This is a genomic window from Arthrobacter sp. GW822-FHT05G07, from assembly GCF_058799755.1.
The window spans coordinates 176785-203072 of sequence record NZ_JBXALT010000006.1 but is presented as its reverse complement, the minus strand read 5'-3'; the positions used below and the strand labels follow the sequence as shown (position 1 = coordinate 203072).

Here is a 26288-nt window from a genome sequence, read left to right as displayed (position 1 = left end):
GACCTGAAAGGGGCTGATTACTCAGCAACGACCTTCTGGTCTTCAGGGCGGATGATCTTGGTGCGCATGATCGTCTCGTTGAGAGACAGCTGGCGATCAAGTTCCTTGGCGGTAGCCGGTGCTGCGGTGAAGTTCACCACGGCGTAGATACCTTCGGACTTCTTCTTGATGTCGTACGCCAGACGGCGACGGCCCCAGATGTCTACCTTTTCGATGGTTCCACCATCGGTGGTGATGACATTGAGGAACTTCTGAAGCGACGACTCTACGGTACGCTCTTCGACCTCGGGGTCGATGATTACCATCAATTCGTAAGGACGCATATGTGAACCCACCTCCTTTGGGCTAAGCGGTTACGGTATTTCCGTAACAGGAGGTTCATTTGCGATGCTGCGTTGGCGCTCCCCGGCCGAAAACACGGCAAGAGGGCGTAACACAGACTTCAATATCTTAGTGCATCTCCTGCACTCAAAGCTATTCGGCGGGATCCGTGGGAGGAACCAGCCAGATTACGTATGTGGATAACCTGGTGGGGCAGCACGGAATACTGGGGCTATGACCGTTCTGAAGACCACCATTCTCTTCGTTTTGGCAGCCGTCGCAGAGATCGGCGGAGCTTGGCTGATCTGGCAGGCCGTGCGCGAAGGCAAAGCGTGGTGGTGGGCAGGACTCGGCGTGGTGGCGCTGGGAATCTACGGTTTCTTCGCGGCCTTCCAACCCGACGCGCACTTTGGCCGGGTCCTCGCGGCTTACGGCGGCGTGTTCATTGCCGGATCACTCGGCTGGGGAATGCTGATGGACGGCTTCCGGCCGGATCGCTGGGACGTGATCGGCGCCGCCATCTGCATCGTGGGCGTAGGCGTCATCATGTTCGCGCCGCGGCCGGGCGGCTGAGTGCTGGCGGCTGAGGGCTGGCCGCCCCGGGCCGGGCGGCTAGTACCCAGGAACGACAAAACCCCCGGAAGATCAACTTCCGGGGGTTTCTTTGTGCGCGGAGGGGGACTTGAACCCCCACCCCCTTTCGAGGACTAGCACCTCAAGCTAGCGCGTCTGCCATTCCGCCACCCGCGCAAGGTGATCAGGAGAACATGTTTCCATTTTCTCCTTGACAGCGTCAAAGACACTAACACGAAGAATGGCAATCCGTGGATTCCTGAGGCCGTGAAAGCCTCCCGCTAGGGCTGGGGCCATGGGTGCAACACCCTTGAATGCCCTGGTTCTGACGGTCGTCTTCTCGGCGATCGCCCTCTATTTTCTGTACTTCGTGGTTCGTGCAGGCGTCCGGGACGGCATCCTGCAGGCCGACAAGAAACGCCATGAGCAAGCCAAACAATAAAGCGAAACGGGACAGCCGCCGTCGAGCAATGACGGCGGCTGTCCCGCTGCAGAAAAGGCGACGGCGGTCAGGAACCGATCTTGGCGCGCTCGGCTTCCCCGCCAAGCACCGGAGTGGCGGGCGTGTTGCCTTTATTGCGGTAGCGAAGCACGCCGATGCCCACTACAACCGCGGCCAACGCCAGCGACAGGAACAGCGATTCGCGGGTGGATTCGATGATGACCATGCCGATGATGAGTGCCACGATGGCGCCGATGGCAATCCATGTGAGGTACGGGAAGAACCACATCTTGAGGTCGAGCTCCTTGGCGGCCGCACCCATTCGCTTGCGCAGGATGAGCTGGGACGTCGCGATGACCAACCACACGAAGAGCGCGATGGCACCCGAGGTATTCACCAGGAACAGGAACACCGAGTCCGGGGCAATGTAGTTCGCGCCAACGGTGAGGAACCCCACCACGGTGGAAGCGAGCACGGCCGCGGCCGGAACCCCACGCTTGGAGATCTTCATCCAGGACTTGGGAGCGTCGCCGCGCTGCGAGAGCGAGAACAGCATGCGGCTGGCGGTGTACAAGCCCGAGTTGAGGCAGGAGAGCACCGAGGTGAGGACAACAATGTCCATGATGGTGCCGGCACCCGGGATTCCGTAGAGCTCGATGACAGCAACATAGGGGCTCTTGGCCACGGAGGCGTCGTTCCAAGGCAGCAGGGTCACCACGATGGCAATGGAGCCGATGTAGAAGATCAGGATGCGCCACACCGTGGACTTCACGGCCTTCTTGACGGCGTCCACCGGGTTCTCGGACTCGCCGGCGGCAATGGTGGCTATTTCGGCGCCAAAGAAGGAGAAGACCACCACGAGGATGCCCGCAAGAACTGCGCCGGGACCGTTTGGCATGAAGCCACCCTGATCCAGCAGGTTGGCGACGCCGGGTGCCGAAACGCCCGGCATGAAGCCAAGGATGGCAACGATTCCGGCCAGCAGGAAGATGACGATTGCGGCCACCTTGATGGATGCGAACCAGAACTCGAACTCACCGTAGGACTTCACGGAGCCGAGGTTGGTCAGCGTCAGGAGCACCATGAGCACAAGGGCCCAGATCCACTGGTCGACGCCGGGAACCCAGCGGTGCATGATGGCGGCACCGGCCGTAGCTTCGATGCCAAGGACGATGATCCAGAACCAGGCATAGAGCCAGCCGATGCTGAATCCGGCCCAGCGGCCAAGGGCTTTGTCGGCGTAGGTGGAGAAGGATCCGGTTTCGGGGTTGGCCGCAGCCATCTCACCAAGCATGCGCATGACGAGGATGACCACGAGGCCTGCAGCCAGGTAAGCCACGAGGATGCCCGGGCCGGCCTGCTGAATGGCAGCGCCGGAGCCTACGAACAGGCCAGCTCCAATGACGCCGGCGATGGCGATCATGGAGAGGTGACGTGGCTTCAGGGACTTGGAAAGCTGTTGGTCAGCGTGCATGGATCGGCGCCGTCCTTTAGGTTTGGGGTTGGCCGCAGTGGTGTGCCACTGGCCACATGACTAGTTCACGCTAGCCTGCGCCACCGCACCGAATCCTGTGCACCCGAACATTTTGCACTCCCTCAAACAGGGGCCGTGCACAAAATGTAACCCTCAAGGCATCTAAAGTTTCTTATAGGAAACTTTTGTCATGCCCCTGAAATGAGTGTTTGACGCTTCAGCCTAGACGGCAGTACGGAAAAAAAGCTCCGCAACAGTCGAAAGGCTCTTCGGATCCTCTACACCGCACAACTCCCGCGCAGAGTGCATGGACAGCAGCGGAATCCCCACATCCACCGTCCGGATGCCCAAGCGTGTAGCTGTGAGGGGTCCGATGGTGGAACCACACGGGAGATCGTTGTTGGAGACGTACTCCTGGTACGGAACGTCAGACTCATCACAGAGCCTTGCCCAGACGGCGGCGCCCGTCGCGTCTGTGGCGTAGCGCTGGTTTGCGTTGATCTTCAGCAGCGGACCGCCGTTCAACACCGGTTTGTTTGCGGGGTCATGCTTCTCCGCGTAGTTCGGGTGGACAGCGTGGCCGGCGTCCGCAGAAACGCAGAACGACGCCGCCAAAGCCTGCCGCCGCTGGCTCACCGTAGCGCCCAGGCCGTCGGAGATGCGGACCAGGATGTCCTCAAGGATAGGGCCGCAGGCGCCGGACCGGGAGTTGGAGCCGATCTCTTCATGGTCGAAGGCAGCAAGGACGGCGATCGGGCCCCCTGCCGGAGCATCGGCTGCGTGCGCTACCAACGCCACCAAACCAGCGTGTGTGGAGGAGAGGTTATCCATGCGCCCGGAAGCGAAGAACTCACTCTTGGCCCCGAAAACCGCCGGTGCCTGCGTGTCTGCCACCACGACGTCGTACCCGCCGATATCGGCAGCGTCCACAGTGGCGCCCTCAACGCGATCGGCAAGCAGTGCCAGAAGATCTTCACCGGTTGGGTCGCCCTGGCCGAAGACGGGGTTCATGTGTTGCTGCTTGGAAAGGTGGAGTCCGTTGTCGTTGACGCCGCGGTCCAAGTGAATGGCAAGCTGCGGGAAACGGAGGAGGGGTCCGGTGGCCGTGAGGTGCTGGGTTCCATCGCGCAGTACCAAGCGGCCCGCCAGCTGCAGTTCGCGGTCCAGCCAGGAGTTGAGCAGCGGCCCACCGTAGACCTCCACACCGGCCTGCAGCCAACCGAACTTACCGGTGGTGGGCTTCGGCTTGAGCTTGAACGACGGCGAATCGGTGTGTGCACCAAGGATGTTGAAACCAGTGGTGGGGCCGGCGTTTTCGGGAGTCACCCAGGCAATGAGCGCACCGTCGCGGATCACGTAGAACTTGCCTGCTCCGCCGTCCCACGGCTGCAGTTCATCCAATCCCGTGAAGCCCGCAGCGTCGAGTCGGCGCGCGGCTTCGTGCACAGCGTGGAAGCTCGACGGCGACGCCGATACGTACTCGCCCAGGTCCTTGATGTGGTCAACTGCTGCGGAGGCATTCGAAGGCATGCCCCCGAGTCTAGCCCCGCTTTCGTTGCCGGCCGGGCTAGACGGTGACGTTCAGTGCGGCCGTGTAACCGCCCGCGACCGAACCGGACATAGTCGCCAGCTGGTATATGCCTCCATCGTCACCAAAGACGTTGTCCGAGGTCAGGGTGGTATTCGGGAAGTTCTTGGCGCTGGATTCATAACCGGCCGTCGCATAGACCTCCTTGCAAGCCTTCTCAGTAAGTGCGATCTGCGAGACCGTCAGCACCTGTCCGGCTGCAGTCGTATTGCTCATGGATTCGAATACCTCAAAGTGAATATGTGGCCAGCGGCCGTTGTACGCTCCCGGGTAGATGGTGCTGAAAGTCAGCTGGCCGTTGGCATCTGCTTCCTGCACGCCTCGGAGGTAGTTCTCGTTCTCCAAGCCCGAATCGTAGAGCGAATATTTGCCGTTCTGGTCGCAGTGCCAGGCGTACACGGCTGCGCCGGCCAACGGAGCGCAGCCGTTCGCGTTGTCCAGAAGCGTCAGGGTAACTGTCAGCGGCACGCCCTCAGCCTTGGTGGTGGACGTGCCAAAACTGGACCTGATGTCGCGACGGACTACTCCCGAAGCCTCGAGCACGTTGGGGCCGTTGGAACCGTCGCCCGGGTAGGGCCCCAGCGTCTCCTCCGGGATCTCCACTCCGCATTCTGCGAACGCCCGGGTCACCGTGCTCGTGGCCGACGCGGAAGGTGACGCAGCCGCCGTCGTGGTTTCCGTCGCCGTGGCAGTAGCGCTGGCGGTGGCAGTGCTCGACGGCGACGCGCTGCCGCCCCCCGTTCCCGGCGTGCAGGCTGCGAGGGCTGCTGCCGTTCCAGCGCCGAAGAGGAGCCCCAAGCTGCGGCGCCGGCTCAGGAGCGTGGAGAGATCGAATTCAAGGCCGCGGTCGTGGTTGGGGTGAGGAGTTGTCATGCCTCCATGAAACGCGCCGCGCCTGTGCGTTGTACATGGTGAAACTGTGCCGCGGCTATGTCTCAGTAGTCCGGGTTGCTGGGCACCACGAGTCCGGTTTCGTAGGCGTAGACCACAACCTGCACCCGGTCCCGCAGTTGCAGCTTGCTCAGGATCCGGCGGACGTGGGTCTTCACCGTGGCCTCCGAGAGGAAGAACTTGTGGGCAATCTCAGCGTTGGAGAGGCCCTCCGCGATGGTGGTGAGGATTTCGGTTTCCCGCGGGGTAAGTTCGTCCAAGAGCGGGTCGCGGTGCGATGTGGGCGAGTGACCGGGCACGACGCCACCGCGTACATACGTTTCAAGCAGCCGTTGCGTGACTCTCGGGGCCACCACGGCATCGCCACTGGCCACCAAGCGCACCGCGTGAACCAGCTCAGAGGGGGCAACGTCCTTGAGCAGGAACGCGGACGCCCCCGCCTGCAGCCCGCTGAAGGCGTACTCATCGAGGTCGAACGTGGTCAGGATGATGACCCGCGCGTCGGAGCCTGAATCCGTGATCTGCTTGGTTGCCTCGATGCCGTCCATGCCGGGCATGCGGACGTCCATCAGAACGACGTCAGGTTGCAGGGCTTCTACTTGGCGAACAGCCTCGATGCCGTCCGAAGCCTCGCCCACCACATGGACGTCCTCTTCACCTTCAAGAATGAGCCGGAAGCCCATCCGCAGCAGCGGCTGATCGTCCACCAGCAGCACTTTGATGACTTCTTCGATCATGATTCCCCCTTTTCGCCGTTCCAGCGGAGCTCGGCATGGACTGCCCAACCTCCCCGTTTTCCTGGTCCGGCAGTAACGATTCCAGCATAGATTCCGGCACGTTCATTCATTCCAGCGATTCCCTGCCCGGTCCCCAGGCTGCCCACGGATTCGCTGCCGCCCTCACGGGTTCCGCGGCCGTCGTCGAGCACGTCGATGGTGACCAAATCACCATCGCGAGCCACCTGGACATCAACGCGGCTGAGCGAGCGCCCGTAGCGCAGGACGTTGGTCAACGACTCCTGCACGATCCGATAGACAGTGAGTTCGAAGGCCGGGTCAGCCGGGAGGCCCGGCCCCGTGTGGGCGTAGTGCAGCGGCAGTCCGGCTGTCCGGAAGCCGTCCAAGAGTTTCGCCAGGTTCTGCCCGGATTCAAGGGGTGTCAGTGGTGCCGGTCGCCCGGAATCATCCCGCAGAACGCCGAGTACGCGGCGCATGTCGGCCAGCGCGGCCCTTCCCGTCCGGGATAGTTCTCCGAGCACGTCACCGGCGCGCTCCGGATCTTTCTTGACCACCACGGCGGCACCGTCCGAAAGGCTGATCATCACTGTCAGCGAGTGCGCCACGACGTCGTGCATTTCCCGGGCAATTCGGTTGCGCTCGGTGACCTTGCCAAGCTGGGTGGTTCGCGCGGCCCACGCCGCAATCTCGGCTTCATGTTCCCTGCGCTGGCGCACCGAAATGCCGATGCCTGTGGCCAAAAGGTTGGACAGCATGATGGTCACCGCAGTGGCGATGTTGTTGATGAGGTGGAAGTTCTCCGGAACGTCCTGCAGGTTGTCCATCTCGCTGGGACTCGTCCACATGAACAGGTAGAGCAGGCTCAGAGGCAAGCTGGCTACCGCGAAAACCACCAGCGCCAACGCACGCTTCCGGAGTGACGCCACGGCATAGAGCGCGAACCATAGACCTGCGGAAACATTCGATCCCCAAGGGTTCAGGATGGTGGCCGCTATTTCCAGAAGGGAGACAGCGAGAACCACCTGAAGCGGAAACGGGCGCCTGAAGAACAACGCGATGGCGATCAACAGCAGTATCGCCACCACGAGCCATTTGCCGTCGACGACCGACGGAATGATGGTGGGCAGCGCCAACAAAAGGTAGCAAAGGACCACCACTGCATCCATCGCGCGGGGCCGTTTGAAGAAGTAACGCCGTATTCGGCCCCTGCGGCGCTGGGCAATTTCAGCGAAGGACGCGTCGGCCGTGGTGGCCGACGCGTCCTTCATCTGTGGAGCTTCAGTCATGAATTGAGCCTAGACGGCAACCCGTCCTAGACGTCCCGCTTCTTGAGCAGGATCATGGCCAGGGCCACCGGCACAACCACCCAGGCGCCAAGAACCAGCGCGGCCTGCCACGCTTCCAGCGTGTCCGGGACATGCTCGACGGCGGTCATGGGCGTGATGGTGCTCGTGGGGAGGTACTTGTTGGCTTCCTTGAAGAAGTCGCCGGGGATGAGCTGGAAGGCAATAGGCGCAACGAACAGGAGTCCCACCAGGCTCATGATGCCGCCGGCCGAGTTACGGACGATGGTTCCGAGGGCCATGCCGATTGCTGCCACGGCTGCCACGTAGAGGCTGTTGACCAGAAGGAGCTTGATGGACTGTGAGCTGCCAAGGTCCAGCTTGAGGTCGTAGTTATCAACGATGGGAAGCGACACCAGGCCCGCGATGTAAATGGACACCGCTGTCAGGAGGAAAGCGCTGACCATGACCACAATGAGCTTCGCCAGGAAAGGCGAGAGCCGCTTGGGGACGGCGGCAAAGGTGGAGCGTGCCATGCCGGTGGTGAACTCGGAGCTCATGAGCAGGACGCCCAAGGAACCGAGGATGAGCTGGGCGAACGAGATACCCGAGGTGGGGATGCTGACGGCGAGGTCCCCGCCCTGGGCGGCCATGGCTGCTGCGACTTCGGGATCCGCCGCGGCCTGCTCCGCAAACTGGCCTGTTCCCCACGCTGAGAGGGCTGCGAAGCCCACCATGACCAGTGCCGTGGAGGCAAGGAGGATCAGCGTGGACATCAGAGTACGGAACTTGATGAATTCCGAGTTGAGTACGCGATGGAATGCCGGTCCGGGACCGACGGAGTTGCGGATGGACTTGCGGTCCAATGTGGTGGTGCTCATGTCTATTTCCCTCCGGCCTGAGCGGGAACCGAGGCCCCGGCGGTGATGTGCGAGTGGTATTCGACCTCGTCCTTGGTCAGTTCCATGTAGGCCTCTTCCAGGCTTGCCTGGAGCGGTGTCAGCTCGTAGACCATCACTTGGTTGTCCAGGGCCGTACGGGCGATGCCGCGGGGATCAAGCCCTGAAACTTCCAGCAGTTCGCGTTCGTGGACCTCCACGGAAACGCCAGTGCCGGCCAGGAGCTGCATGAGGCGTTCCGGCTGATCGGTGCGGACCCTGGTCCGGGCGTTGCCCTTGCCCGTAATGATTTCGGCGATAGGTGCGTCGGCGATGATCCTGCCGCGGCCGATGACAATCAGGTGGTCTGCCGTCAGTGCCATTTCGCTCATGAGGTGGCTGGACAGGAAGACTGTGCGGCCTTCGGAGGCCAAGTACTTGACGAGGTTGCGGACCCAAACCACGCCTTCAGGATCGAGGCCGTTCACCGGCTCATCCAGGATGATGGTCTGCGGGTCACCCAGCAGCGCTGCTGCGATGCCAAGGCGCTGGCCCATTCCGAGTGAGAATCCCTTGACCTTCTTCTTGGCGACATCGCTCAGGCCCGTCATCTCAATGACTTCACGGACGCGGCTCTTGGGGATGCTGTGGGTCGCTGCCATGGCAAGAAGGTGGTTGTAAGCCGTGCGGCTCGTGTGGACAGCCTTGGCGTCCAGGAGGGCGCCAATTTCACGCAGCGGCGCCTTGTGCTGGGCGAACGCCTCACCGTTCACGGTCACAGAGCCCGCCGTAGGAGAGTCAAGCCCCATGATCATGCGCATGGTTGTGGACTTTCCGGCACCGTTTGGGCCCAGGAAGCCCGTCACCCGTCCGGCCTGGACAGTGAAACTGACGCCGCCGACGGCGGTCTTCTCGCCGTAGACCTTGGTCAGGCCTTTTGCTTCGATCATGGAAGCGTTCCCTCCTCGGAGCACATGTGTGTGCAAGTGAGTTTTGAATGTACCTACAACGCTACTCACGGAGGGGACGTAAATCGCCTGTCTCAGGGATGATTCAGGGTTCAGTCAGGGTAGTCCTCGCGGATGACCCGCCGCGTTGAAACCCGGGCTTTTCGCTCAGTCGACGGGCAACGGCGAGTAAACGGTGAGCTCGCGCGGTTTCACAGTGAACGTGGCACGGCGGACCCCGGGCTTCGGCTCCCCGTCAACGGCCAGGACCAACGGTTGGCCAAGAGCCTCCACCGTGATGGTGGTGGCCTCGGTCAGGTGGGTGACTTTGGAGGCGGCGACGGTGCCGGTAACCACCGCCCACAGCAGCCGCGCCCGGGCGAATGGCTCGTCCGCAGTGATCATGCGCAGATCGAAAACACCGTCGTCCAGCACCGGCCGGCGAAGTGGTGCATGGTCGCTGGGATAGAACCTGCCCCGGCCCATGTAGAGGATCCAGAGTTTGTGCTTCACCCCGTCCACCAGCAGCGTGGTGGGGGAGTTCACGCCGAAGGTGCGCAGCGATGCCACCACGCTTGCCAGCGGTTTACCCATGGCAGGTTGCAGTCTCTCCCGACGTCGAACCAGGTTTGGATAGACGCCGACACTCGCCGTATTCAGCATGCCCAGCTCTGTGGTTTCCGGCATTTCAGGTAGTCCCCGTTGCACCACCACGTGCCCCAGGTCGACGGACGCTGCGTGTCCTTTGGTCACGGCATCGATCGCGTCGTCAATCGAACCGGTGCCAAGGTCGCGGGCGAAGTGATTGAGCGTTCCGCCTGGAAGCACCAAGAGCGGGAGTGAATGCTCGACGGCGGCAGCCGCCGCAGTGCCAACCGTTCCGTCACCGCCCCAGACGCCGAGTGCAAAGGTGCCTGGCCGGGTTGCCACTGCATCGATCTCAGCAGCTACGTCTTCACTTTCGGAAATTTCGCGTATATAAGCCTTTGGGAATATAACCTTCAATAACTCTGCAGTCTCGGGGGAGTAGGACCCGCCCAGGACGTTGACCGCAATACCCAGCCCCTCGCCGTCGGAAATTGCGGGAGCTTCCGCAGGCGTCCGGCGCGGCGTCGGTTCGGGCGGTCGGGCCGGCCACCACTTGCGGGTCAGCAGTGCCGCTCCCGCACCGAGAGCGGAACCGAAGACCACATCGGAGGGCCAATGGGCCCCCGTGTGCACGCGCGAGTAGGCAACCCCCGCAGCAAGCGGTGCCAGTGCGGCGCCGAGTGCGGGCGAGACCATGCCGACACCCACCGCGAACGCCACCGCAGACGCTGAGTGGCCTGACGGCATGGAGGAACTCGTCGGCTGTGGATTCACGAAGCGGAACAGTGGCAGGTGCTCAGGGAGTGGCCGCCTGCGCGGGAGTGCCGTTTTGAAGACCAGGTTTGTGACCCCGGAGGCAACGCCCAGGGCAAGGAGTCCGTGGAGGGCTGCCCTCCGGGGCTTCCCTGGGAACGTGGCCATAATCCCCGCTATGCCGAACCACAGTTTGCCTTTGGTTGCCGCGGCAGAGAGTTCTCGGAAAAACACGTCGTGATCACCCTGGGGTTGCCGGGACACAGCCCGGACCAGGAAATGGTCGAATCTTGCAATCCGTTTGGGGCCTTTGCCCAAGAAGCCTCGCATCCCATCACACTAACCCTTGCCGGTGCCGCCCAGCTGCCGTGGCTACGATGAATGGATGATTCGTGTACTCCGTCCTCGTCAACGGCCCGCCTGGCAGTTGGTCACGCCCGGAGTGCTCCTGCTGTGCGCTTTCGCAGTGCCGGGCATACTGCTGATGGCCGGTCAAGGCGAGCCGGCGTTCAACGGCGTGGACGTTACCTGGCAGGCCTACGCCTTCAGCCTGCACTCACCCTTCTGGGATGGCGTGAACGTTGTCCTCAACTGGGGCGGGTATGCGGGGATGCTGGTCTTCCACGTAGTGCTCGCGATCTCGCTCCTCATATGGCAACGACCTATGGCCGCGGTGTTCGCCGCCTCAAGCGGCATCGCCGTACTGGCACTGACGCAGCTCGCCAAAGCTGTGGTGGGTAGGGACAGGCCGGAAGGTGCCAAAGTGCTCACCGATACAGGCTCATACCCCTCGGGGCATGTATCAACCACCACGGCGTTCCTGATGGTGCTCGCCATCCTCATCGGTCGATCATGGATGGCACTGTTGGCCGTCTCCGGAATCATCGCGATGATGATCAGCCGCACCTATCTGTCGGCCCATTGGTTGAGTGACGTCCTGGGCGGCGCCTGTCTGGCTGCCGGCATTGTCCTGCTGATGTGGTGGCGATTACGCGATATATGCATCAAGGAGAATGAGCGCGCGGACGGGCGGACTATTTGGGCGGCAAAGGCTTCGCAACGCCGGCAAGCAACAGAGCAAGCAAAATAGGCGCGCCAATGGCCAGCAAGGCCAGATGGATTCCGGTGTGGTCGCCGAGGTAGCCCAAGAGGGGCGGGCCGGCTAGGAACGCTATGTAACCGATGGTGGAAACCACAGACACCCGAGCCGCTGCATGCTTGGGGTCATCCGCTGCGGCCGACATTCCCATGGGGAAGGCCAACGCCGCGCCGATGCCCCACAGCGCCGCACCAACGCCGGCCAGGATCACATTGCCGGCGAAGACGAACAATGCGAGGCCCACGGCGGCCGCGGCCATGCTTGCCCGGAGGACGTTCACTCGTCCAAACTTGTCGATTGCCTTGCCACCCAGGAACCGCATCACGGTCATGGCCAGGACAAAGAGCGCGAACAGCAATGCGCCAGTGGACTCCGAGGCGCCAAGCCCGTCCACTGCAGCCTTTGCGATCCAGTCGTTGCCCGCACCTTCGGTAAGGGTGGCACCCAGCACCACGACGCCGATGAGCAGCGTCCTGCCGTCCCTCCAAGCCGTGGGGCCCTTCTCAGCCGCCGCGCCGCCGTCGTGAATTTCTTCGACCTCGTGCGGCAGGAAGTACTTGGGGACCGTCAGCGCCAAGGTGACGGCGATGGCCGCGATGACCAACAGGTGCTCAGGCAAGCCGACACCCAGTTGGGAGAGGCCGGCACCGATCAGCGCGCCCAGGAACGCGCCACCGCTGAAGGCAGCATGGAACTGCGGCATGATGGTGCGCTTGAGCCTGTGTTCGACGTCCGCGCCTTCAATGTTCTGCGCCACGTCCCACAGGCCGATACCGATACCGAAGAAGAAGAGGGCAACGGCTGTGCCCGGAACGGACGCGGCCATCAGTGAGAAGGCAATGGCCGCGCCGGCAGCCCCCGCCACGATGCCGGCCACCCGGACCGTATTGGCTGTACCGATCCTGCCCACCACCCATCCGGCTGATGGAAGCGCCAGCAAGGATCCGACGGCGGTGCAGAGCAACAGAGTGCCCATCTGGCCGGACGTCAGGCTGAGTGCCTCGGTCACGGCGGGGATGCGGGCAGCCCAGCTGGCGAAGACCAAACCGTTCATGCCGAAGATCAGGAACGTCGCCACCGCAGCGGCGTTGACGTTGGTGGTGCTTCTGGTGTTGGTGGTCATGCAATCACAACTTCCACGGAGAGTTTGTTGAGCCGGGCAAGATCTTCGGGGGATGGTTCCTGGTCTGTCACGATCACGGCAACGGTGTCCATGGCTGCAACCAGTGCTACTGCGCTGGCATTCCACTTGCTTTTTGAGGCAGCCACAATCACCCTCGCCGCCGATTCCAGACCTGCGCGCTTAACGGCGGCGTCCTCTATGTCGTGCGCCAGAAGGCCGTCCTTGAGGTTGAGGGCGCAGGGGGTTACGACGGCGGTGTCGAACCTCAGTGAGCGAACGTTGGATTCGGTCATGGGTCCCCTGAACGACTGTTCCCCGGGGGTGAGGCGACCCCCGGGGAGTATGAGCTCCGGAGCGTGGCGGTCCTTGTTCCGCGTCAGCGCCTCCACCCCGTGCAAGGACATGGGCATCACCGTGAGTGCCCGGTGGCTCAGGCGGCGTGCGATCTCCGTGGCCGTGGAACCGCTATCCAGCCACACGTGCTCGCGGTCCTTGATCAGTGGATCTACGGCTTGGGCTATACGGACCTTTGCCTCGTGGTCCTCAAGTTCGCGCTGTCCGTAGCCGGGATTGTCTCCCCGTGCCAGCAAGCTGCGGGCACCACCATGGACGCGCCTGAGCACCCCGTTGGCTGCGAGGATTTCGAGGTCTCGACGGATGGTGGCCCCGGAGGCTCCCGTAGCTTGGACGAGCTCGTCCACTGTGGCTTCTTCGCGTGTACGCAGCAGCTCGCCAATGAGCCGGTGGCGGTCAGCAGTTCCCATGCTTCAACCGTAGCAAGGATTGCTCATTTAATCACCATGAGTGATCATTTGCGCATCCAACGCTCTCTCACATCCCACGGCTTAAAGGGAAACGCTCTTGCAGCAACTGCAAGAGCGTCGGCCAAAAAGGGCTGTTATGTGAGAGAGCGTCGGAACTACCGGGCGCGCTCCACCCGCTTCTCGTCCCACACGGGTTCCTCGGATTCGTAGACCTTGCCGTCGGAGCCGAAAATCAGGAACCGGTCAAAGGACTTGGCGAACCACCGGTCGTGTGTGACAGCCAGGACAGTGCCCTCGAAAGCATCGATTGCTCGTTCCAAAGCCTCGCCCGAGTGCAGGTCCAAGTTGTCCGTGGGCTCGTCGAGCAGCAACAGGGTGGCACCGGAAAGCTGCAGCAGCAGGATCTGGAAACGAGCCTGCTGGCCGCCGGACAAGGACTCATACTTCTGCTCGGACTGACCGGCCAAGCCGTACGAATCCAAGGCTCCAGCGGCAGCCTCACGAGGAAGGCCGGACCGGTGTTCGTCGCCGCGGTGCAGGATCTCCAACAAGGTACGGCCCAGAAGGTCAGGGCGCACATGCGTCTGCGCGAAGAATCCGGGCCTGATGCGGGCGCCGAGCTTAACGGCCCCTTCGTGCGGCACTTCAGCGATCACGACGTCGGACACTGGCAGGTGCTCGCGTTCGGGGTCGGTGCCGCCGGTGGCAAGGAGGCGCAGGAAGTGGCTCTTACCGGAGCCGTTGGATCCCAGCACGCCAACGCGGTCGCCGAACCAGATCTCCGTGGAGAACGGCTTCATCAGTCCGGTCAGTTCGAGCTTCTCGGCTACAACGGCGCGCTTGGCAGTTCGCCCACCTTTGAGGCGCATCTTGACGTTCTGCTCGATCGGCAGGGCCTCGGGCGGCCCAGCTTCCAGGAACTTGGCAAGGCGGGTCTGCGCTGCCTGGTACCTGTTGGCCATGTCGGAACGGAAGGCTGCCTTGTTCTTGTACATGTTGACGAGTTCCTTGAGCTTTACGTGCTCCTCGTCCCAGCGCTTGCGGAGTTCCTCGAACCTGGCGTTGCGGTCGGCGCGTGCCTCCACGTACGAGCCGAAGCCTCCGCCGTGGATCCATGCCCCGGCACCGTTGATGCCGGGTTCAAGCGTAACGATGCGGCCGGCCGCGTTGTTGAGCAGCTCGCGGTCGTGGCTGATGAACAGCACGGTCTTCTTGGACTCGTTGAGCTTCCCCTCGAGCCAGCGCTTCCCGGGCACGTCAAGGTAGTTGTCCGGCTCGTCGAGGAGCAGGAGCTCATCCGGACCGGCAAACAGGGCCTCGAGCACCAGGCGCTTCTGCTCGCCACCGGACAACGTCGAGGCGCGGCGGAACTGTGCTTTGTCGAAGGAAATTCCGAGTGCTGCCATGCAGACTTCGTCCCAGACGGTTTCGACGTCGTACCCGCCGGCATCTCCCCAGTCCACAATTGCCTGGGCGTACTTCATCTGGGTGGGCTCGTCGTCGTGCTCCATCATGGCGAGCTCGGCGTCCTCCACGGCCTTGGCAGCGGCGGCGAGGCCGGCCTGTGCCGTGGAAACCAGGAGGTCGCGGACGGTTGATTCGTCGCGGACCTGGCCGACGAACTGGCGCATGATGCCCATGTTTCCGGAACGGCCCACAACGCCTTCGTCCGGCGTGAGATCCCCGGAGATGATTTTGAACAGGGTGGTCTTGCCCGTGCCATTGGGGCCGATGAGCGCCGTCTTGGTGCCATCGGGGACCTTGAAAGTCACCCCGTTGAGCAGCTGGGTGCCGTCGGAGAGGAAGTAGTCGATGCCGGAAACGTCAATATGGGCCACGTTTCAATCCTCCCACGGCGGCGGATTGGCGCTCGACGGCGGCACTAGGCGTGGGTGCGTGGGCTGACTTCGCGCGCGGTTGGCGGAGCATTGTTTTCCACGTCCCCCCGCCTTACCGTGAAAGGACGGTCAGCCGAAGTGCAGGTGCGGCATGCGGGTTTCTCGATGGTCATCGCGCGGCTTAGTGTCGTGTGTCCTTGCCGCCGCCGTTCTGGGAGGTTCCACTACTCCGGCTCCGGACAATGCCGTCATCGCAGGGTCAGCCTACGGGGAGTTGGACGCCTTCCTGCAAGACCAGCTCGGCATCCTAGGGATTCCCGGCGCCGCTGTGGTGGTTGTCCAGCACGGTGTCCAGGTGCATTCTGCTGCGTTTGGCCGTGCTGACGATTCGGGAAGGCCCATGACGGTCCGCACGCCCGTGCTCTTGGCTTCCACCAGTAAGTCACTGACGACAATCGCCGTGATGCAGCAAGTTGAGGCTGGTCGGCTGGAATTGGATGAACCTGTGCGGACGTACTTGCCGTGGTTTGCGTTGAAGGACAGCCGCGCATCCGGAATTTCCGTCCGCCACTTGCTCCACCAAAGCAGCGGTATGTCATCAGCAGACACGGCGTTTGAAGGCAGCGACGCGCAAGGCCCGGAAGCCCTTGAAGATGGTGTGCGTGCTTTGTCAGGCTCGCCTCTGGCCAGGTCACCCGGGGAAGCTTTCGGGTATGCCAACGCGAACTACAACATTCTTGGTCTCCTGGTGCAGACAGTCTCGGGCCAACCTTTCGGCGATTACATGAGGCAGCACATCTTTGAACCCTTGAACATGACCCACAGCCATCCGACGCAAGCGGCTGCCCGCGCAGACAACGTGGCTGCCGGGTATTCCTTGTGGTTCGGCTCATTTTGGCGGCAGACGGATGTTCCTGCGCCCTCCACCGGTATGCCGTCCACCACTATGTACTCCTCCGCCGAGGACTTGGGTCACGAGCTAACAGCACTGCTGGGGCAAGGGCGGTACGGCGACGCCCGCATCCTCCAGCCGCACAGCGTGAACGCGATGTTCGAGCCTGGCGTGCAGGTAGACGGCTCCAAGGGGTACGGCATGGGATGGTTCACCCGCCCACTTGTGGAGTCCGCGGATCCAGCCAAGCAACCACAGGATTCAGAGTTGCCGCTACTGCTGGAACACCAGGGCGAATGGGGCAACTCGCACACCTACGTGGCAATGATTCCCGATTCCGGTATCGGTATCGCGTTGGTCATCAACGCCAATGACACGTCCGCGCCCTCGCGGCTCAAAGTCATTGATGGCAATGTCCTGCGGATTCTCCACGGACAGTCACCCGTACCCACAATGGTGCAAGAAGACTGGTTGCAGCGCTACAGCTGGGGGGTCGCGCTGGGACTGCTTCTCGCGGAGCTGCTCAGTTTGTGGCTCTCACTCTCTGTCCTGCTTCGGGACCGCGGAAGGTCCCGGACGTGGAAGCCACCCACCCTGGCAGTCAGCGCCCTCCTCCTTGATGCGTTCGCGCTATGGCTGTGCTTCCTTTACGCACCCGCGAGGTTCGACACCAATGTGGCCGTCATCATCCGCCAGTTTCCCGACGTCGGGATTTCCTTGGTACCTGTCCTGGTTTTGGCTGTCCTTTGGCCTATCCCACGAACGGCCTTGCTTCTCTGGAGGGCGCGGACGCCTTCCAAAGTCAGCCAGCCGCGGTAAGGAATGACTTCAGCAGGGGCCCGCTGGTGGTGGCACCCAGGCCGCCTTCTTCCACGAACACGGCAACTGCCAGGTCCCCGTGCGTCGCGACGATCCACGCGTGCGTCTTAGGTGGGTTGTCGTTGCCGAACTCTGCGGTACCGGTCTTCGCTCCTACCGGCGTCCCGGGCACTTCGGCCAGGAATCCTGCGTGGCCGGAGGTCACGACAGCCCGCATCATGTCGGACAGGGCAGCAGCTTCTTCCTTGGTGATCGGCTTGGTGGACGCCGGTGATACGGGAACGGCACTTACTGAAGCGGACGACGGCGACGCGGTGCCGCCTTCTGTGGGCGTGGCGCCGGCGCTGGGGTCCTGGCCCGTGTCCGGGTTCTGGGCGGCGTCGGCGTTCAGCACGAGCTGCGGAGAAACAGGAGCGCCGTTAGCAACGGAAGCTGCCATGACTGCGGCCGAAAGCGGGGAAAAGAGCACCTTGCCCTGGCCAATCATGGAAGCGGCGTGCTCGGTGCCTTCCGCGGCACCGGGAACCGAACCCAGGAACGCGTCAGCACCCAGCTTGGGTGCTTCAACCGCTACGCCCAGAGCCTGGGCCGCGGATTCGAGTTGGTCTTGGCTGACGGAGTCGCGGGCGTTGATGAAGGCGGTGTTGCAGGAGTGCGCAAATGCGTCGCGCAAGGCCACCGAACCAAGTGAGCTCTCCGGGTAGCCCTCGGCATTCTTGAACGTCCGGCCGTCAACCGTGAGCGTGGATGGGCACTCAACCTTGGAATCAGGGGTTGCGCCGTTCCGGAACATCGCCAGGGAATCAACGATCTTGAACGTGGAGCCCGGTGCGTACTGGCCCAGCAGTGCCGTGTTGTAGCCGTTGCTTCCGGGTCCGGACGCTGCAGCAAGGACAGCTCCGGTTGATGGTTTAAGGGCAACAATGGCCGACGCCGGCCCAACACCGGCCAAGGTCTCTTCGGCCAACTGCTGGAGTTTCAGGTCAAGCGTGGTCTTGAGCGTAGTGCCAGGGGCTGGGAGCGACGAGAAGAACACTTTGGTGCCGGGCGTCTCGCCTTGAGACTTCACCTCAGGCGTGGCAACTACTTCCACGCCGTCTTTGCCGCGCAGCAAAGAGTCGTACTTCTGCTGCAGGCCGCCGGTACCCGTGGTGTCTCCAGCACGCAGCGCACCGTTGGAGTTCTCAATTTGTTCGGCGCTGGCTTGGCCAACACTGCCCAGCAATGCCCGCGCAAAAGTGCGGGTTGGTGCCAAAGCCATGGAGTCGAGGATGCTCGAACCGCCGGGAATGGCCTCAATTTTCGCTTCAGTGATCTCCGCCGTGTACGCGCGGAGGACGAGGCCTTCCACGAAAGCCTGCGGACCTGACGCAGCAACCTGCTTGGCGTACTCTTCTGCGTCCAGCCCGAGGAGTGCAGCCATGGCACGTGCTGAGGCGTCGGTTTGCTCTGCCGGGACCTTGGTTTTGTCGATGCCAACACGGAAGACGGGACGGTCCTCAACGATCGGGGCATCTCCTGCACCCAGGATCTGGCCGCGCTGGGCGGGAACTGTCTTGACGGAAAGGGTCTCACCCTCAGAGAGTTCCGGAGCAAGGAGGGCCGGTGTCCATTGGACAGCCCATTTGTCGCCGGACTTCTTCAGCGTGGCCTCGGAGCTGTACTCCCACTTGGCCGAGCCGATGTTCCAGCTGTAGTTCAGGGGGAAAGTTGCGGTGTCGCCGTCGAGTTTGACGTCACCGGATGCCACCGACGGCTTGGCCTCGAGTCCCTCAAAAACCGCCTTGAGCTGATCGTTGGCCGCGGCAGCGTCCTTACCCTCAACCGCGAGCGAGCCGACGTCGAGCGCTGACAATGAGGAGGCGAGCTGCTTGGCTGCTCCCTCCGCACCGGCGCGGCCGTCATCACAGGCAGTCAGCGAACCAGCCATCACCAGCGATACGAGACCAAGGACAAGACCGTGTTTTCTCAATTTCCCCATTTGCGACATTATGCCCGGTTCCACTGACAGTTTCTTGTGGTGCCCGTTAAACGGACAGCCGCCGCCCGCCACCCAGGCTGGAGTTGGCGAGCGACGGCGATCTTCACGTCAGGTTACGAAGCACAAGTGAACTTGGCATCACCCCACACACCATGTGCCCCGTTGATGGATCCGGAGGGGTCCACCACCAATTCCACATAGGCGGCGCCGGTGAGGTCAACGACCACGGCCTCCGGCGCGAATCCCGGAGTGTACGTGCGCGACTGGTACTTGTTCACGCCGTCGGTGTTGACCTTGAAGATGATGTTGCCGCCGAAACCGCTCTCAAGGCCCACTTGGGAGGTGAACGAGGTGCATTTGCCGCCCAAGTAATAGGTGATCTTGGACGCCGCGTGCACACCCAGACCTTTGCTGAACACAGGCTGCTGACCGGTTGCGGGGTCCGTGTAGTTGATGGCCAACGGCTTGTCCGGGGACGACGCCGAGTCCTTGTTCGCCACGTTCTTGCCAATCACGCCGTAGCCGTTCAAAGCCTGCACCCATGGCGTTTCCGAGGCATATACGGAGCCAACCGGTACGTCCGGCAGCGGCTGCGATGTCACTTTCCAGTCGAAGAACTTCACTCGGGTGTCGGTGGGCAGGGTGACGGATGCCAACTCTTTGGTGGGGTTGAGCCGGACCGTGTTGGAGAACGCCTGGTACTTGTATTGCGTGTACTCCGGCGAGGGCCCGTTGGCGTTGTTGCGGCCCTGCTCTGACACTGCGAGCACCGCGCCGTTAAGAACCGACGGCTGCAGCCAGTTGGGGAAGAAGATGGACTGTTTTTCCATGCTTCCATCGGCATATGTCAGTGTCAGGGTGGGGCTGGTGCCATTGCCTACTGCAGCGGATCCAAGGACTGCCAAGTGCGTTCCCTTGCCCTTGACGGCAATGGTTTGCGCGGACAACGCCACCGAGTTGGGGACATCGGGTCCGACGGCCGGCCACGTGTAGTCAACCTGCGTCGGTTTTCCGGCGTCCACTGTCACCGTGCTGCCCGGCCGGACTCCGCCGGCAGGAACCGTGGCGGCGGCCAGCTGCTCGGCAGCGAAGGTGGCCCCGCCGCCGTCGAAGTTTCCAAGCGCCTTACCTGCCACCGTGGTGACCGAAACGGTGTTGTACGCCGCGGCCAGAGAACCAAAGGCTACGTAGATCTGGTTGCCGCCGGACACCGATTGGTTCGCGTCCGAAGCAACGTACGACGCCGAGACCCGCACAGTCTGTTGGCCCGCCTCTGCGCTGGAGCCGGGTTTGATGACGAACGTTGCGGTGGTGGCCGCACCGCCGTCGACCTTCGCCGCGGTTGCGCCGGAGGAAGACACCACAGTCCAGCCCTCAGGCAGGATCGGGGTCAGGACGACGTTGGTCTTGGCTTTGGTTCCGGTGTTCACGAACGCCGCCGTGACCGTGGTTTCCTGATCCTGGAAAACCTGCTGGCCGGTTGTCACGCGAACCTCAGCTGCAACGTCCTCCTGGCTCTTGCCGCCCAATGGACCGGCTTGCTGTAGCTGGACAGTGGCGGACTGGTTGGAGGCGATGGAGCCCGTCTTCACCCAGATGGTGCCGTTGTTGGCCTCATCGAAGTACCAGCCGGTGGTTGCCGCGGCGTAGGCTGCCTGCGTGGAGTGCTGGGCCAGCTTGGTGCCGCCAATCTTCACGTCCTTGGGCGCTGCGCCGGCGTGGACTTTCAATTCATAGGGACGTGCCGCCGCCTTGCCGGTGTACTCACCCTTCCGCTCACCGATGGACACCTTGACGCTGCTGTTGCCTGTGCCTGGGGCATCCACGGAGAAGAGCTGGCTGGAGGACTTGCCATCCTTGAATTCGCGGGTCACCTTGTCGTCCTCGTACAAAGTAAAGGTGTCCTGGCCCTTGGCGTAGACGTCCAAGGTGATCATGGAATCTTCCGGAACCAACGAGGCGTTGCGGGCCACGATGCCTTGCGGGATCACCGCACCGGCACGAACGAACACCGGCAGCTTGTCCAGCGGTGCGTTGTAACCGTTGAGGATCTGGCCGCCCTGGTAGAGCTTGCCGGTCCAGTAATCCACCCACTGCTGGCCTGCGGGGAGGAAGATGCCATTGCGGACATCGGTCTGGGTGAAGACCGGGGCCACAAGGAAATCGGAACCGAGCATGAACTGGTTGTTCGCCTCGGCACCGTAGGACCATTCCTGGTCAGGGAACTCAAGGGCCATGGAACGCATCATGGAAACCCCGCTTGTGGATGACTCCTGAGCCAGCGTGTAAATGAAGGGCATGAGCTGCTGGCGGAGCTGGAGGTACTGGCGGTTGATGGCAGTCGCCTCGTCGCCGTAGAGCCACGGACGCTTGTCTGTCGCAGCCCAGCCGGACATGGAGTAGAGCGCCGGGGCGAAAGCCTTCCACTGGAGGTCGCGAACGTACGACTCAGCAGAGCCGCCGAAGATGCCGTCAACGTCACCGGTGGTGAACGCCAAACCTGAGTTGCCGGCGCCGGTGAGGGCCGAGACCTGCCAGCGGACGGCGTCGAGGTTTCCTGAATGGTCGCCCGTCCACTGCATGCCACAGCGCTGGGAGCCGGCCCAGCCTTCAACCATCAGCGAGGTGCCGCGGGCATTTGAGTACTGTTCGATGCCTCCGTGCGCCGCTTCGCAACCGGTGAGCGCTTGGCGGTAGCCCTGGCCCACCCACGCGACGTCCAGCTTGCGGAGCCGGACACCGGCCTCGCCCACTTCGTATTCCTGGTTGGTCAACGAGCGCTGCGTCCACAGGCCAACTTTGAGGTCGGTTTCTTCCTCGATGTTGCTCACGGTTTCCGGAAGTTGCTGGTACTCGCAGCCGTAGCCGTCATTGACCAGCATCCAGCCGGCGGGCATGTCGTTCTCAACGAACTTCCGCGCGGTCTTGATGGCGTCGGGGGTCTTCTGCTTGGCGCCGTCGGGATCGCCGTAACCGGAGGAGGAGTAGCCCGGGTTGGAGCGGTTGTAGCAGTCAGCATCGCCGTACTCCAAAGCGTAGACCGGGGGCATCATCGGCTTGCCGGTCAGCGTGGTGTAGGCGCCCAGGGACTGCTTGTAGTCACCCACGAAGTAGTAGGCGTCAAAACGCTTTTCCTCATGCGTAGTGGTGGGCTGGCCAGCGAAGTTGTAGGAGCCGCGGGCGAACGTGTCGCGGAGGACTCCGTAGCCCTTGGAGGACATGTAGTAGGGCACAGCGTTGGGGTAGCCGTCGTCGTCCCAGTCGAAGTTCTTGGCGATGTTGATCAGAGCGCCGGTGTGGACGGAGCGGCCGTTCTGCATGCCGCCACCGATGAACTGTTCGCCGTCCTGCTGGGCGAGGTGCTGTGTGGCCGAGTTGGCGCCGAAGGTGATGGGCGCGGACTCCTCCAGAACCAGCGAGCCGTCAGCCCTGAGGACGCGGAGTTGGGTTGTGGCCTTGCTGATCTCGACGCTGATCTTTGCGGTCTTCAAAACCAGCCAATCGCCATCCGTTACGGTGGGCGTGCTGCCGGGGAATTTGTCCTTGCCCACCACGATGTTGGCAGTCCTGGCAGGGTCGCCTTGGTCGGTGTTGGCCGGGTCGGTGAACTTTCCGCTGGGGTCAGCTTCCAAACGGAAGTTGCCGTCGTCCAGGAACGTGACCCTGATGGCGCCCTTTTCAGCGGAAAGGTCGACGACGTTTCCGGACTGGGTGAACCCGGTCACCGCTCCGAGGGGTACTCCGGCGGCATCGACTGGGACTTCGGGGGTGACGGTTTTGATGGATGCCGGGTCGCCGGGAGCGGCATTGGCGGCAGTGGCAAAGGTGAGAGCGGGGATGGTTCCTGCGAGGAGTAGCGAGGCCAAGCCGAGGGAGGCGGCCTTCCTGGCTAACGAGCCTTTTCTGGAGTAGCCGGCGCTGTTGGGAGCAGCGCCGGACAAGCCCAAGGAGGGTGCGAACATGTGGGGCCAACTTTCGACGAGTGACTTTTTGTGATCTAACTCATAGCGAAACGTGCACTAATCGTCACTGCAAAAAGGGCAAAGGTCAACCGTTTCACCAAAATTGCCTATCCACCTAGGGGAGTCAGTGGCCGCGGATAATCCTGCGCTGCGTAGCGACGGCAATGGCTGCCGTACGGTTGTCCACCCCGAGCTTGGAGTAGATATGCACTAGGTGAGTCTTCACCGTGGCCTCGGATATGAAGAGTTGCTTGGCCATGGCGCGGTTGCTCATTCCCGTCGCCAAGAGCTCCAACAGTTGGACTTCCCGGCCGCTCAACGCCGGTGAGGGGTTCCGGATGCGTCCCATGAGGCGCGCCGCGACCTCGGGCGCCAGCGCGGTTTGCCCGGCCGCTGCGGACAGGACAGCCTGCCGAATCTGCTCCGGCGGCGCGTCCTTCAGCATGTAGCCGCTGGCGCCAGCCTCCACTGCGGCGAGGATATCGGCGTCGGTGTCGTAAGTCGTCAGAATCAACACGGGTGGCGGGGGATTACCGCCCTCGCCGGCCTTGATCTTCTCCGTGGCCGTCACACCGTCCATGCCGCTGCCCATTTGCAGATCCATGAGCACCAGGTCCACGGGCTCGCCCAAGGTATGCAGCTTGCTGAGTTCCACCAGCGCGGCATCACCCTCAGATGCCTCGGCAACCACGGTGACGCCTGGAAAGTCGGCGAGCATCGCACGGAGTCCGGCCCGGACCACGGGATGGTCGTCCACTAACAGCACCCGAATATCACTCACACAGCACCTTCATCCACCGGCAACGGCATCCGGACCGCAACCACTGTCCCTTCGCCCGGAGCCGACTCGATTTCCAGGCTGCCATCCAGCGCGGCAAGCCGCTCACGCAAGCTCTGAAGCCCGACGCCGGTGCCGTCGCCACGCGCTGTACCTGCCGCCGTCGACGGTTCGAAACCTATGCCGTCGTCGAAAACATCCAACGTCACCTCCTCGCCCAGAAAGGACAGCGTCACGACGGCGGCCCGAGCGTGGGCATGCGCCCACACGTTCGCGAGGGAAGCCTGGGCCGCCCGGAGCAGGGTGGTCTGGTACGTATTCGGCAGCTCTACGGGCGCACCCACCAGCTCGAAGCGGCAGCGCAACGCGGAACCCCGGGCAGCAGCTTCCGTCTCCGTTTTTTCACAGAGTCGTCGGAGCGTGTCCACGAGTCCCGATTGCTCAAGATCCGGTGAACGCAAGCCGCGCACAAAGCTCCGCGCTTCGGCAAGGTTGGCCGATGCTGTGTCCTGAACGATTTTCAAGCTCTCCCTCGCCGTCTCCACATCGCTGCTCTCCAAGGCTTTCTCCGCGGACCTGCCCATCAGCACAATGCTTGAGAAGCCCTGAGCCAAGGTGTCGTGGATTTCCCGGGCGAGCCGTTCACGTTCAGCCAGCATTCCGGCGTCGTGCTGGGTTCGGGCAAGCTCGGCGCGTGTCCTGCGCAGCTCGTCGGCAACTGTGCGTTGGTTTTCGGCTTCCAGGAACAGTGCCCGGTAAGCCAGCCCTGTAACCACCGCAAAGACGGCCCCGAACACCGGTCCCAGGATCATCGAAAGCTGCAGGCCGCCGTCGGACGATCCCCGGCTGTGGAACCACAGCGTGCCCACCAGAAGGGCAGTACTCACAGCAATCGCGGGTAACGCGAGTCCACGGGGGAGCAGGTGCAATTGCAGGAAGAAGAGCGGGAACGCCACCCATGCGAAGTCGCTGCTGACCAGGAGGAGGAGCAACCATAAGAGCATCACCGCGGCAAGCCACCAGCGTGCGTACTTTGAGGGGTTGAACCGCGAGGGGTCGCTTGAATGGCGCTTCTCCAGAACGGTTCCGGCCAGATAGACGGCAGCCAGCAGGACGGAAAGCCCCAAACCGGCGGTCAGTGCCACCGGCGAGGGCGTCCCGGCGGTTCCCACGCCAGTCAGCAAACGAACGATTGCCACCAGCAGCAGGAACGCGAAACCGACATGCAGGCTCACGCGCAGCACGCGGAGGATTGTGGCGGCGCCAGCGGGAGACTGCATGCTTCCCAGCGTATCCCCGGCGTTGTGCAATCCGCCCCGGATTCAGCGCTCCAGGGCGGGAATCAACCATTTGGATGATCGCCGGTTCAACCCCTCGACGCCAGGTAATCCACCCGGCTCCCGATGCTCCTTGGAGCCATCCCCGGAAGAGTTGATGGTGCCGGGACCAAGCCCGCATTGAATCGAAGGAATCCGATGTTTCTCGCCATCCGCGACATCCGTTTTGCCAAGGGCCGTTTTGCGCTCATGGGCGGCGTCGTTGCACTGATCACTCTGCTGCTCGTCATGCTTTCCGGGCTGACTGCGGGCTTGGGCAACCAGTCGACGTCGGCCATTGCGGCGCTGCCCGCTCAGCAGATTGTCTTTGGCGCCCCCGCCGGAAGTGAGGCCACGGCGTCGTACACAGAGTCCGAGGTTTCCACGGCACAGCTTGAGACCTGGCGGGAACAGCCGGGCGTGACTTCGGCGCAGGCACTCGGAATCAGCCAGACGCGCTTCCAGTCTTTGGGTGGGGGTGGCACTCCGAGCGGCACGGCGAATGCTGCAGTCTTTGGCGGCTCCTTGGCACCGTCTGCTGTGGAGGACGGAACCGTCATCGTGGGCGAAACTCTGGCCAAGGAGCTATCGCTGGAGGCCGGTAGCCTCGTCCGGGTTGGCGGGACGGACATCAAGGTCTCGAACGTTGTGGAGGACCAGTGGTACTCCCACACCGGAGTGGTGTGGACGACACTCGACACCTGGCGGACCATCGCACACGCGGCACCCGGCACTGCCACTGTCCTCGCTGTAAAGCACGACGCCGGATCCACCGTTGACCTCGACGCAGCCAATACGGCGGCCGGCACGGTCAGCACCGATCCCGAGGGCTCTTTTCAGGCGCTGGGCTCGTACAAGAGTGAGAACGGATCACTCATGCTCATGCAGGCATTTCTTTACGGCATCTCAGCCTTGGTGATCGTCGCCTTCTTGACCGTCTGGACCGTGCAGCGCACACGTGACATCGCAGTGCTCAAAGCTTTGGGGGCACCGTCCGGCTACGTAGTGCGGGATGCCCTCGCCCAGGCGGCCCTGGTGTTGCTGGTTGGCGCCTCAGTTGGCGGTCTTGTTGGTCTGGCGGGCGGTATCTTCGCGGCGCAGGCTGCACCTTTCCTGATCACGCCTATGACCACGCTGGCACCCATTGCAGGGATCATCCTCCTTGGCTTGGCTGGCGCGGTCCTGGCGGTCAGAAACGTGACCAAGGTGGATCCTCTGCTGGCCCTCGGCGGCAACTAATA

At 62.7% G+C, this 26288-nt stretch carries 21 protein-coding genes and 1 tRNA gene; 5 read left to right on the top strand and 17 right to left on the bottom strand.

Annotated features, from left to right (window positions below):
- Positions 1-17 precede the first annotated feature (17 nt).
- Entirely contained in the window at positions 18-323 is a 306-nt protein-coding gene (gene rpsF, locus AC1RJY_RS11995; RefSeq protein WP_011776755.1) for a 30S ribosomal protein S6, read from the bottom strand.
- Positions 324-555: 232 nt separating this feature from the next.
- On the opposite strand from rpsF, the gene AC1RJY_RS11990 reads away from it, so the two are divergent.
- Positions 556-894 carry a YnfA family protein gene (locus AC1RJY_RS11990; RefSeq protein ID WP_014923317.1) on the top strand — a complete coding sequence of 113 codons (339 nt, stop codon included), beginning with the start codon at positions 556-558 and terminating at the stop codon, positions 892-894.
- A gap of 94 nt (positions 895-988) precedes the next feature.
- Here the strand turns inward: AC1RJY_RS11990 and AC1RJY_RS11985 are convergent.
- Positions 989-1071, bottom strand: a tRNA-Leu gene (locus tag AC1RJY_RS11985).
- A 118-nt stretch (positions 1072-1189) separates the two neighbouring features.
- On the opposite strand from AC1RJY_RS11985, the gene AC1RJY_RS11980 reads away from it, so the two are divergent.
- On the top strand, positions 1190-1336 hold the full coding sequence (locus AC1RJY_RS11980; protein ID WP_011776757.1) for a hypothetical protein: 147 nt from the start codon (positions 1190-1192) through the stop codon (positions 1334-1336).
- Between the two features lie 67 nt (positions 1337-1403).
- On the opposite strand, the gene AC1RJY_RS11975 is transcribed toward AC1RJY_RS11980, so the two are convergent.
- The 8 genes from AC1RJY_RS11975 to AC1RJY_RS11940 all read right to left on the bottom strand — a co-directional run bounded on the left by AC1RJY_RS11975 (position 1404) and on the right by AC1RJY_RS11940 (position 10805).
- The gene (locus AC1RJY_RS11975; protein WP_011776758.1) at positions 1404-2810 is read right to left on the bottom strand and encodes an amino acid permease; all 1407 of its coding nucleotides are present in this window, start codon (positions 2808-2810) and stop codon (positions 1404-1406) included.
- A gap of 222 nt (positions 2811-3032) precedes the next feature.
- Entirely contained in the window at positions 3033-4340 is a 1308-nt protein-coding gene (locus AC1RJY_RS11970; RefSeq protein WP_011776759.1) for a M18 family aminopeptidase, read from the bottom strand.
- 37 nt (positions 4341-4377) lie between these two features.
- Positions 4378-5271 (bottom strand): intradiol ring-cleavage dioxygenase, encoded by an 894-nt coding sequence (locus tag AC1RJY_RS11965; protein ID WP_498602362.1) that lies wholly within the window; start codon positions 5269-5271, stop codon positions 4378-4380.
- A 62-nt stretch (positions 5272-5333) separates the two neighbouring features.
- A complete protein-coding gene (locus AC1RJY_RS11960; RefSeq protein WP_011776761.1) occupies positions 5334-6026 on the bottom strand; it encodes a response regulator in 693 nt (230 codons plus the stop codon).
- The gene (locus AC1RJY_RS11955) at positions 6023-7312 is read right to left on the bottom strand and encodes a sensor histidine kinase (RefSeq protein ID WP_043806456.1); all 1290 of its coding nucleotides are present in this window, start codon (positions 7310-7312) and stop codon (positions 6023-6025) included. Before AC1RJY_RS11955 ends, AC1RJY_RS11960 begins: the two co-directional genes overlap by 4 nt.
- A 26-nt stretch (positions 7313-7338) precedes the next feature.
- A complete protein-coding gene (locus AC1RJY_RS11950; protein ID WP_011776763.1) occupies positions 7339-8190 on the bottom strand; it encodes an ABC transporter permease in 852 nt (283 codons plus the stop codon).
- A 2-nt stretch (positions 8191-8192) separates the two neighbouring features.
- Positions 8193-9137, bottom strand: a complete 945-nt coding sequence (locus tag AC1RJY_RS11945; RefSeq protein WP_498602361.1) for an ABC transporter ATP-binding protein — start codon at positions 9135-9137, stop codon at positions 8193-8195.
- A 165-nt stretch (positions 9138-9302) separates the two neighbouring features.
- Positions 9303-10805 carry a bifunctional phosphatase PAP2/diacylglycerol kinase family protein gene (locus AC1RJY_RS11940; protein ID WP_498602360.1) on the bottom strand — a complete coding sequence of 501 codons (1503 nt, stop codon included), beginning with the start codon at positions 10803-10805 and terminating at the stop codon, positions 9303-9305.
- 55 nt (positions 10806-10860) lie between these two features.
- On the opposite strand from AC1RJY_RS11940, the gene AC1RJY_RS11935 reads away from it, so the two are divergent.
- On the top strand, positions 10861-11565 hold the full coding sequence (locus tag AC1RJY_RS11935; RefSeq protein ID WP_498602359.1) for a phosphatase PAP2 family protein: 705 nt from the start codon (positions 10861-10863) through the stop codon (positions 11563-11565).
- Here AC1RJY_RS11935 and AC1RJY_RS11930 read toward each other — a convergent pair.
- From AC1RJY_RS11930 to AC1RJY_RS11920, 3 genes are all read right to left on the bottom strand, one after another.
- Positions 11510-12697: an MFS transporter gene (locus AC1RJY_RS11930; protein WP_011776767.1), complete on the bottom strand. Its 1188-nt coding sequence runs from the start codon at positions 12695-12697 to the stop codon at positions 11510-11512. The genes AC1RJY_RS11935 and AC1RJY_RS11930 overlap by 56 nt on opposite strands.
- Positions 12694-13461: a DeoR/GlpR family DNA-binding transcription regulator gene (locus AC1RJY_RS11925; protein WP_498602358.1), complete on the bottom strand. Its 768-nt coding sequence runs from the start codon at positions 13459-13461 to the stop codon at positions 12694-12696. Before AC1RJY_RS11925 ends, AC1RJY_RS11930 begins: the two co-directional genes overlap by 4 nt.
- Before the next feature lie 155 nt (positions 13462-13616).
- On the bottom strand, positions 13617-15299 hold the full coding sequence (locus tag AC1RJY_RS11920) for an ABC-F family ATP-binding cassette domain-containing protein (RefSeq protein ID WP_014923323.1): 1683 nt from the start codon (positions 15297-15299) through the stop codon (positions 13617-13619).
- Positions 15300-15450: 151 nt separating this feature from the next.
- Here AC1RJY_RS11920 and AC1RJY_RS11915 point away from each other — a divergent pair, with 151 nt between their 5' ends.
- Positions 15451-17010 carry a serine hydrolase domain-containing protein gene (locus AC1RJY_RS11915; RefSeq protein WP_498602357.1) on the top strand — a complete coding sequence of 520 codons (1560 nt, stop codon included), beginning with the start codon at positions 15451-15453 and terminating at the stop codon, positions 17008-17010.
- On the opposite strand, the gene AC1RJY_RS11910 is transcribed toward AC1RJY_RS11915, so the two are convergent.
- The 4 genes from AC1RJY_RS11910 to AC1RJY_RS11895 all read right to left on the bottom strand — a co-directional run bounded on the left by AC1RJY_RS11910 (position 16994) and on the right by AC1RJY_RS11895 (position 25011).
- A complete protein-coding gene (locus AC1RJY_RS11910) occupies positions 16994-18991 on the bottom strand; it encodes a penicillin-binding transpeptidase domain-containing protein (protein WP_498602356.1) in 1998 nt (665 codons plus the stop codon). The genes AC1RJY_RS11915 and AC1RJY_RS11910 overlap by 17 nt on opposite strands.
- 113 nt (positions 18992-19104) lie before the next feature.
- Positions 19105-22953, bottom strand: coding sequence for an NPCBM/NEW2 domain-containing protein (locus AC1RJY_RS11905; protein ID WP_498602355.1), 3849 nt, complete (start codon positions 22951-22953; stop codon positions 19105-19107).
- A 124-nt stretch (positions 22954-23077) separates the two neighbouring features.
- Positions 23078-23734, bottom strand: coding sequence for a response regulator (locus AC1RJY_RS11900; RefSeq protein WP_011776773.1), 657 nt, complete (start codon positions 23732-23734; stop codon positions 23078-23080).
- The gene (locus tag AC1RJY_RS11895; protein ID WP_498602354.1) at positions 23731-25011 is read right to left on the bottom strand and encodes a sensor histidine kinase; all 1281 of its coding nucleotides are present in this window, start codon (positions 25009-25011) and stop codon (positions 23731-23733) included. The genes AC1RJY_RS11900 and AC1RJY_RS11895 overlap by 4 nt, the downstream gene beginning before the upstream one ends.
- A gap of 195 nt (positions 25012-25206) precedes the next feature.
- On the opposite strand from AC1RJY_RS11895, the gene AC1RJY_RS11890 reads away from it, so the two are divergent.
- Complete coding sequence (locus tag AC1RJY_RS11890; RefSeq protein WP_498602353.1) at positions 25207-26286, top strand: ABC transporter permease; 1080 nt, start codon at positions 25207-25209, stop codon at positions 26284-26286.
- Positions 26287-26288 lie beyond the last annotated feature (2 nt).

What these genes read in the sequence shown, in the direction of transcription:
- rpsF (WP_011776755.1), bottom strand. Translation starts at nt 323, where the DNA reads ATGCGTCCTTACGAATTGATGGTAATCATCGACCCCGAGGTCGAAGAG.
- AC1RJY_RS11990 (WP_014923317.1), top strand. Translation starts at nt 556, where the DNA reads ATGACCGTTCTGAAGACCACCATTCTCTTCGTTTTGGCAGCCGTCGCA.
- AC1RJY_RS11980 (WP_011776757.1), top strand. Translation starts at nt 1,190, where the DNA reads ATGGGTGCAACACCCTTGAATGCCCTGGTTCTGACGGTCGTCTTCTCG.
- AC1RJY_RS11975 (WP_011776758.1), bottom strand. Translation starts at nt 2,810, where the DNA reads ATGCACGCTGACCAACAGCTTTCCAAGTCCCTGAAGCCACGTCACCTC.
- AC1RJY_RS11970 (WP_011776759.1), bottom strand. Translation starts at nt 4,340, where the DNA reads ATGCCTTCGAATGCCTCCGCAGCAGTTGACCACATCAAGGACCTGGGC.
- AC1RJY_RS11965 (WP_498602362.1), bottom strand. Translation starts at nt 5,271, where the DNA reads ATGACAACTCCTCACCCCAACCACGACCGCGGCCTTGAATTCGATCTC.
- AC1RJY_RS11960 (WP_011776761.1), bottom strand. Translation starts at nt 6,026, where the DNA reads ATGATCGAAGAAGTCATCAAAGTGCTGCTGGTGGACGATCAGCCGCTG.
- AC1RJY_RS11955 (WP_043806456.1), bottom strand. Translation starts at nt 7,312, where the DNA reads ATGACTGAAGCTCCACAGATGAAGGACGCGTCGGCCACCACGGCCGAC.
- AC1RJY_RS11950 (WP_011776763.1), bottom strand. Translation starts at nt 8,190, where the DNA reads ATGAGCACCACCACATTGGACCGCAAGTCCATCCGCAACTCCGTCGGT.
- AC1RJY_RS11945 (WP_498602361.1), bottom strand. Translation starts at nt 9,137, where the DNA reads ATGATCGAAGCAAAAGGCCTGACCAAGGTCTACGGCGAGAAGACCGCC.
- AC1RJY_RS11940 (WP_498602360.1), bottom strand. Translation starts at nt 10,805, where the DNA reads ATGCGAGGCTTCTTGGGCAAAGGCCCCAAACGGATTGCAAGATTCGAC.
- AC1RJY_RS11935 (WP_498602359.1), top strand. Translation starts at nt 10,861, where the DNA reads ATGATTCGTGTACTCCGTCCTCGTCAACGGCCCGCCTGGCAGTTGGTC.
- AC1RJY_RS11930 (WP_011776767.1), bottom strand. Translation starts at nt 12,697, where the DNA reads ATGACCACCAACACCAGAAGCACCACCAACGTCAACGCCGCTGCGGTG.
- AC1RJY_RS11925 (WP_498602358.1), bottom strand. Translation starts at nt 13,461, where the DNA reads ATGGGAACTGCTGACCGCCACCGGCTCATTGGCGAGCTGCTGCGTACA.
- AC1RJY_RS11915 (WP_498602357.1), top strand. Translation starts at nt 15,451, where the DNA reads ATGCGGGTTTCTCGATGGTCATCGCGCGGCTTAGTGTCGTGTGTCCTT.
- AC1RJY_RS11910 (WP_498602356.1), bottom strand. Translation starts at nt 18,991, where the DNA reads ATGGGGAAATTGAGAAAACACGGTCTTGTCCTTGGTCTCGTATCGCTG.
- AC1RJY_RS11905 (WP_498602355.1), bottom strand. Translation starts at nt 22,953, where the DNA reads ATGTTCGCACCCTCCTTGGGCTTGTCCGGCGCTGCTCCCAACAGCGCC.
- AC1RJY_RS11895 (WP_498602354.1), bottom strand. Translation starts at nt 25,011, where the DNA reads ATGCAGTCTCCCGCTGGCGCCGCCACAATCCTCCGCGTGCTGCGCGTG.
- AC1RJY_RS11890 (WP_498602353.1), top strand. Translation starts at nt 25,207, where the DNA reads ATGTTTCTCGCCATCCGCGACATCCGTTTTGCCAAGGGCCGTTTTGCG.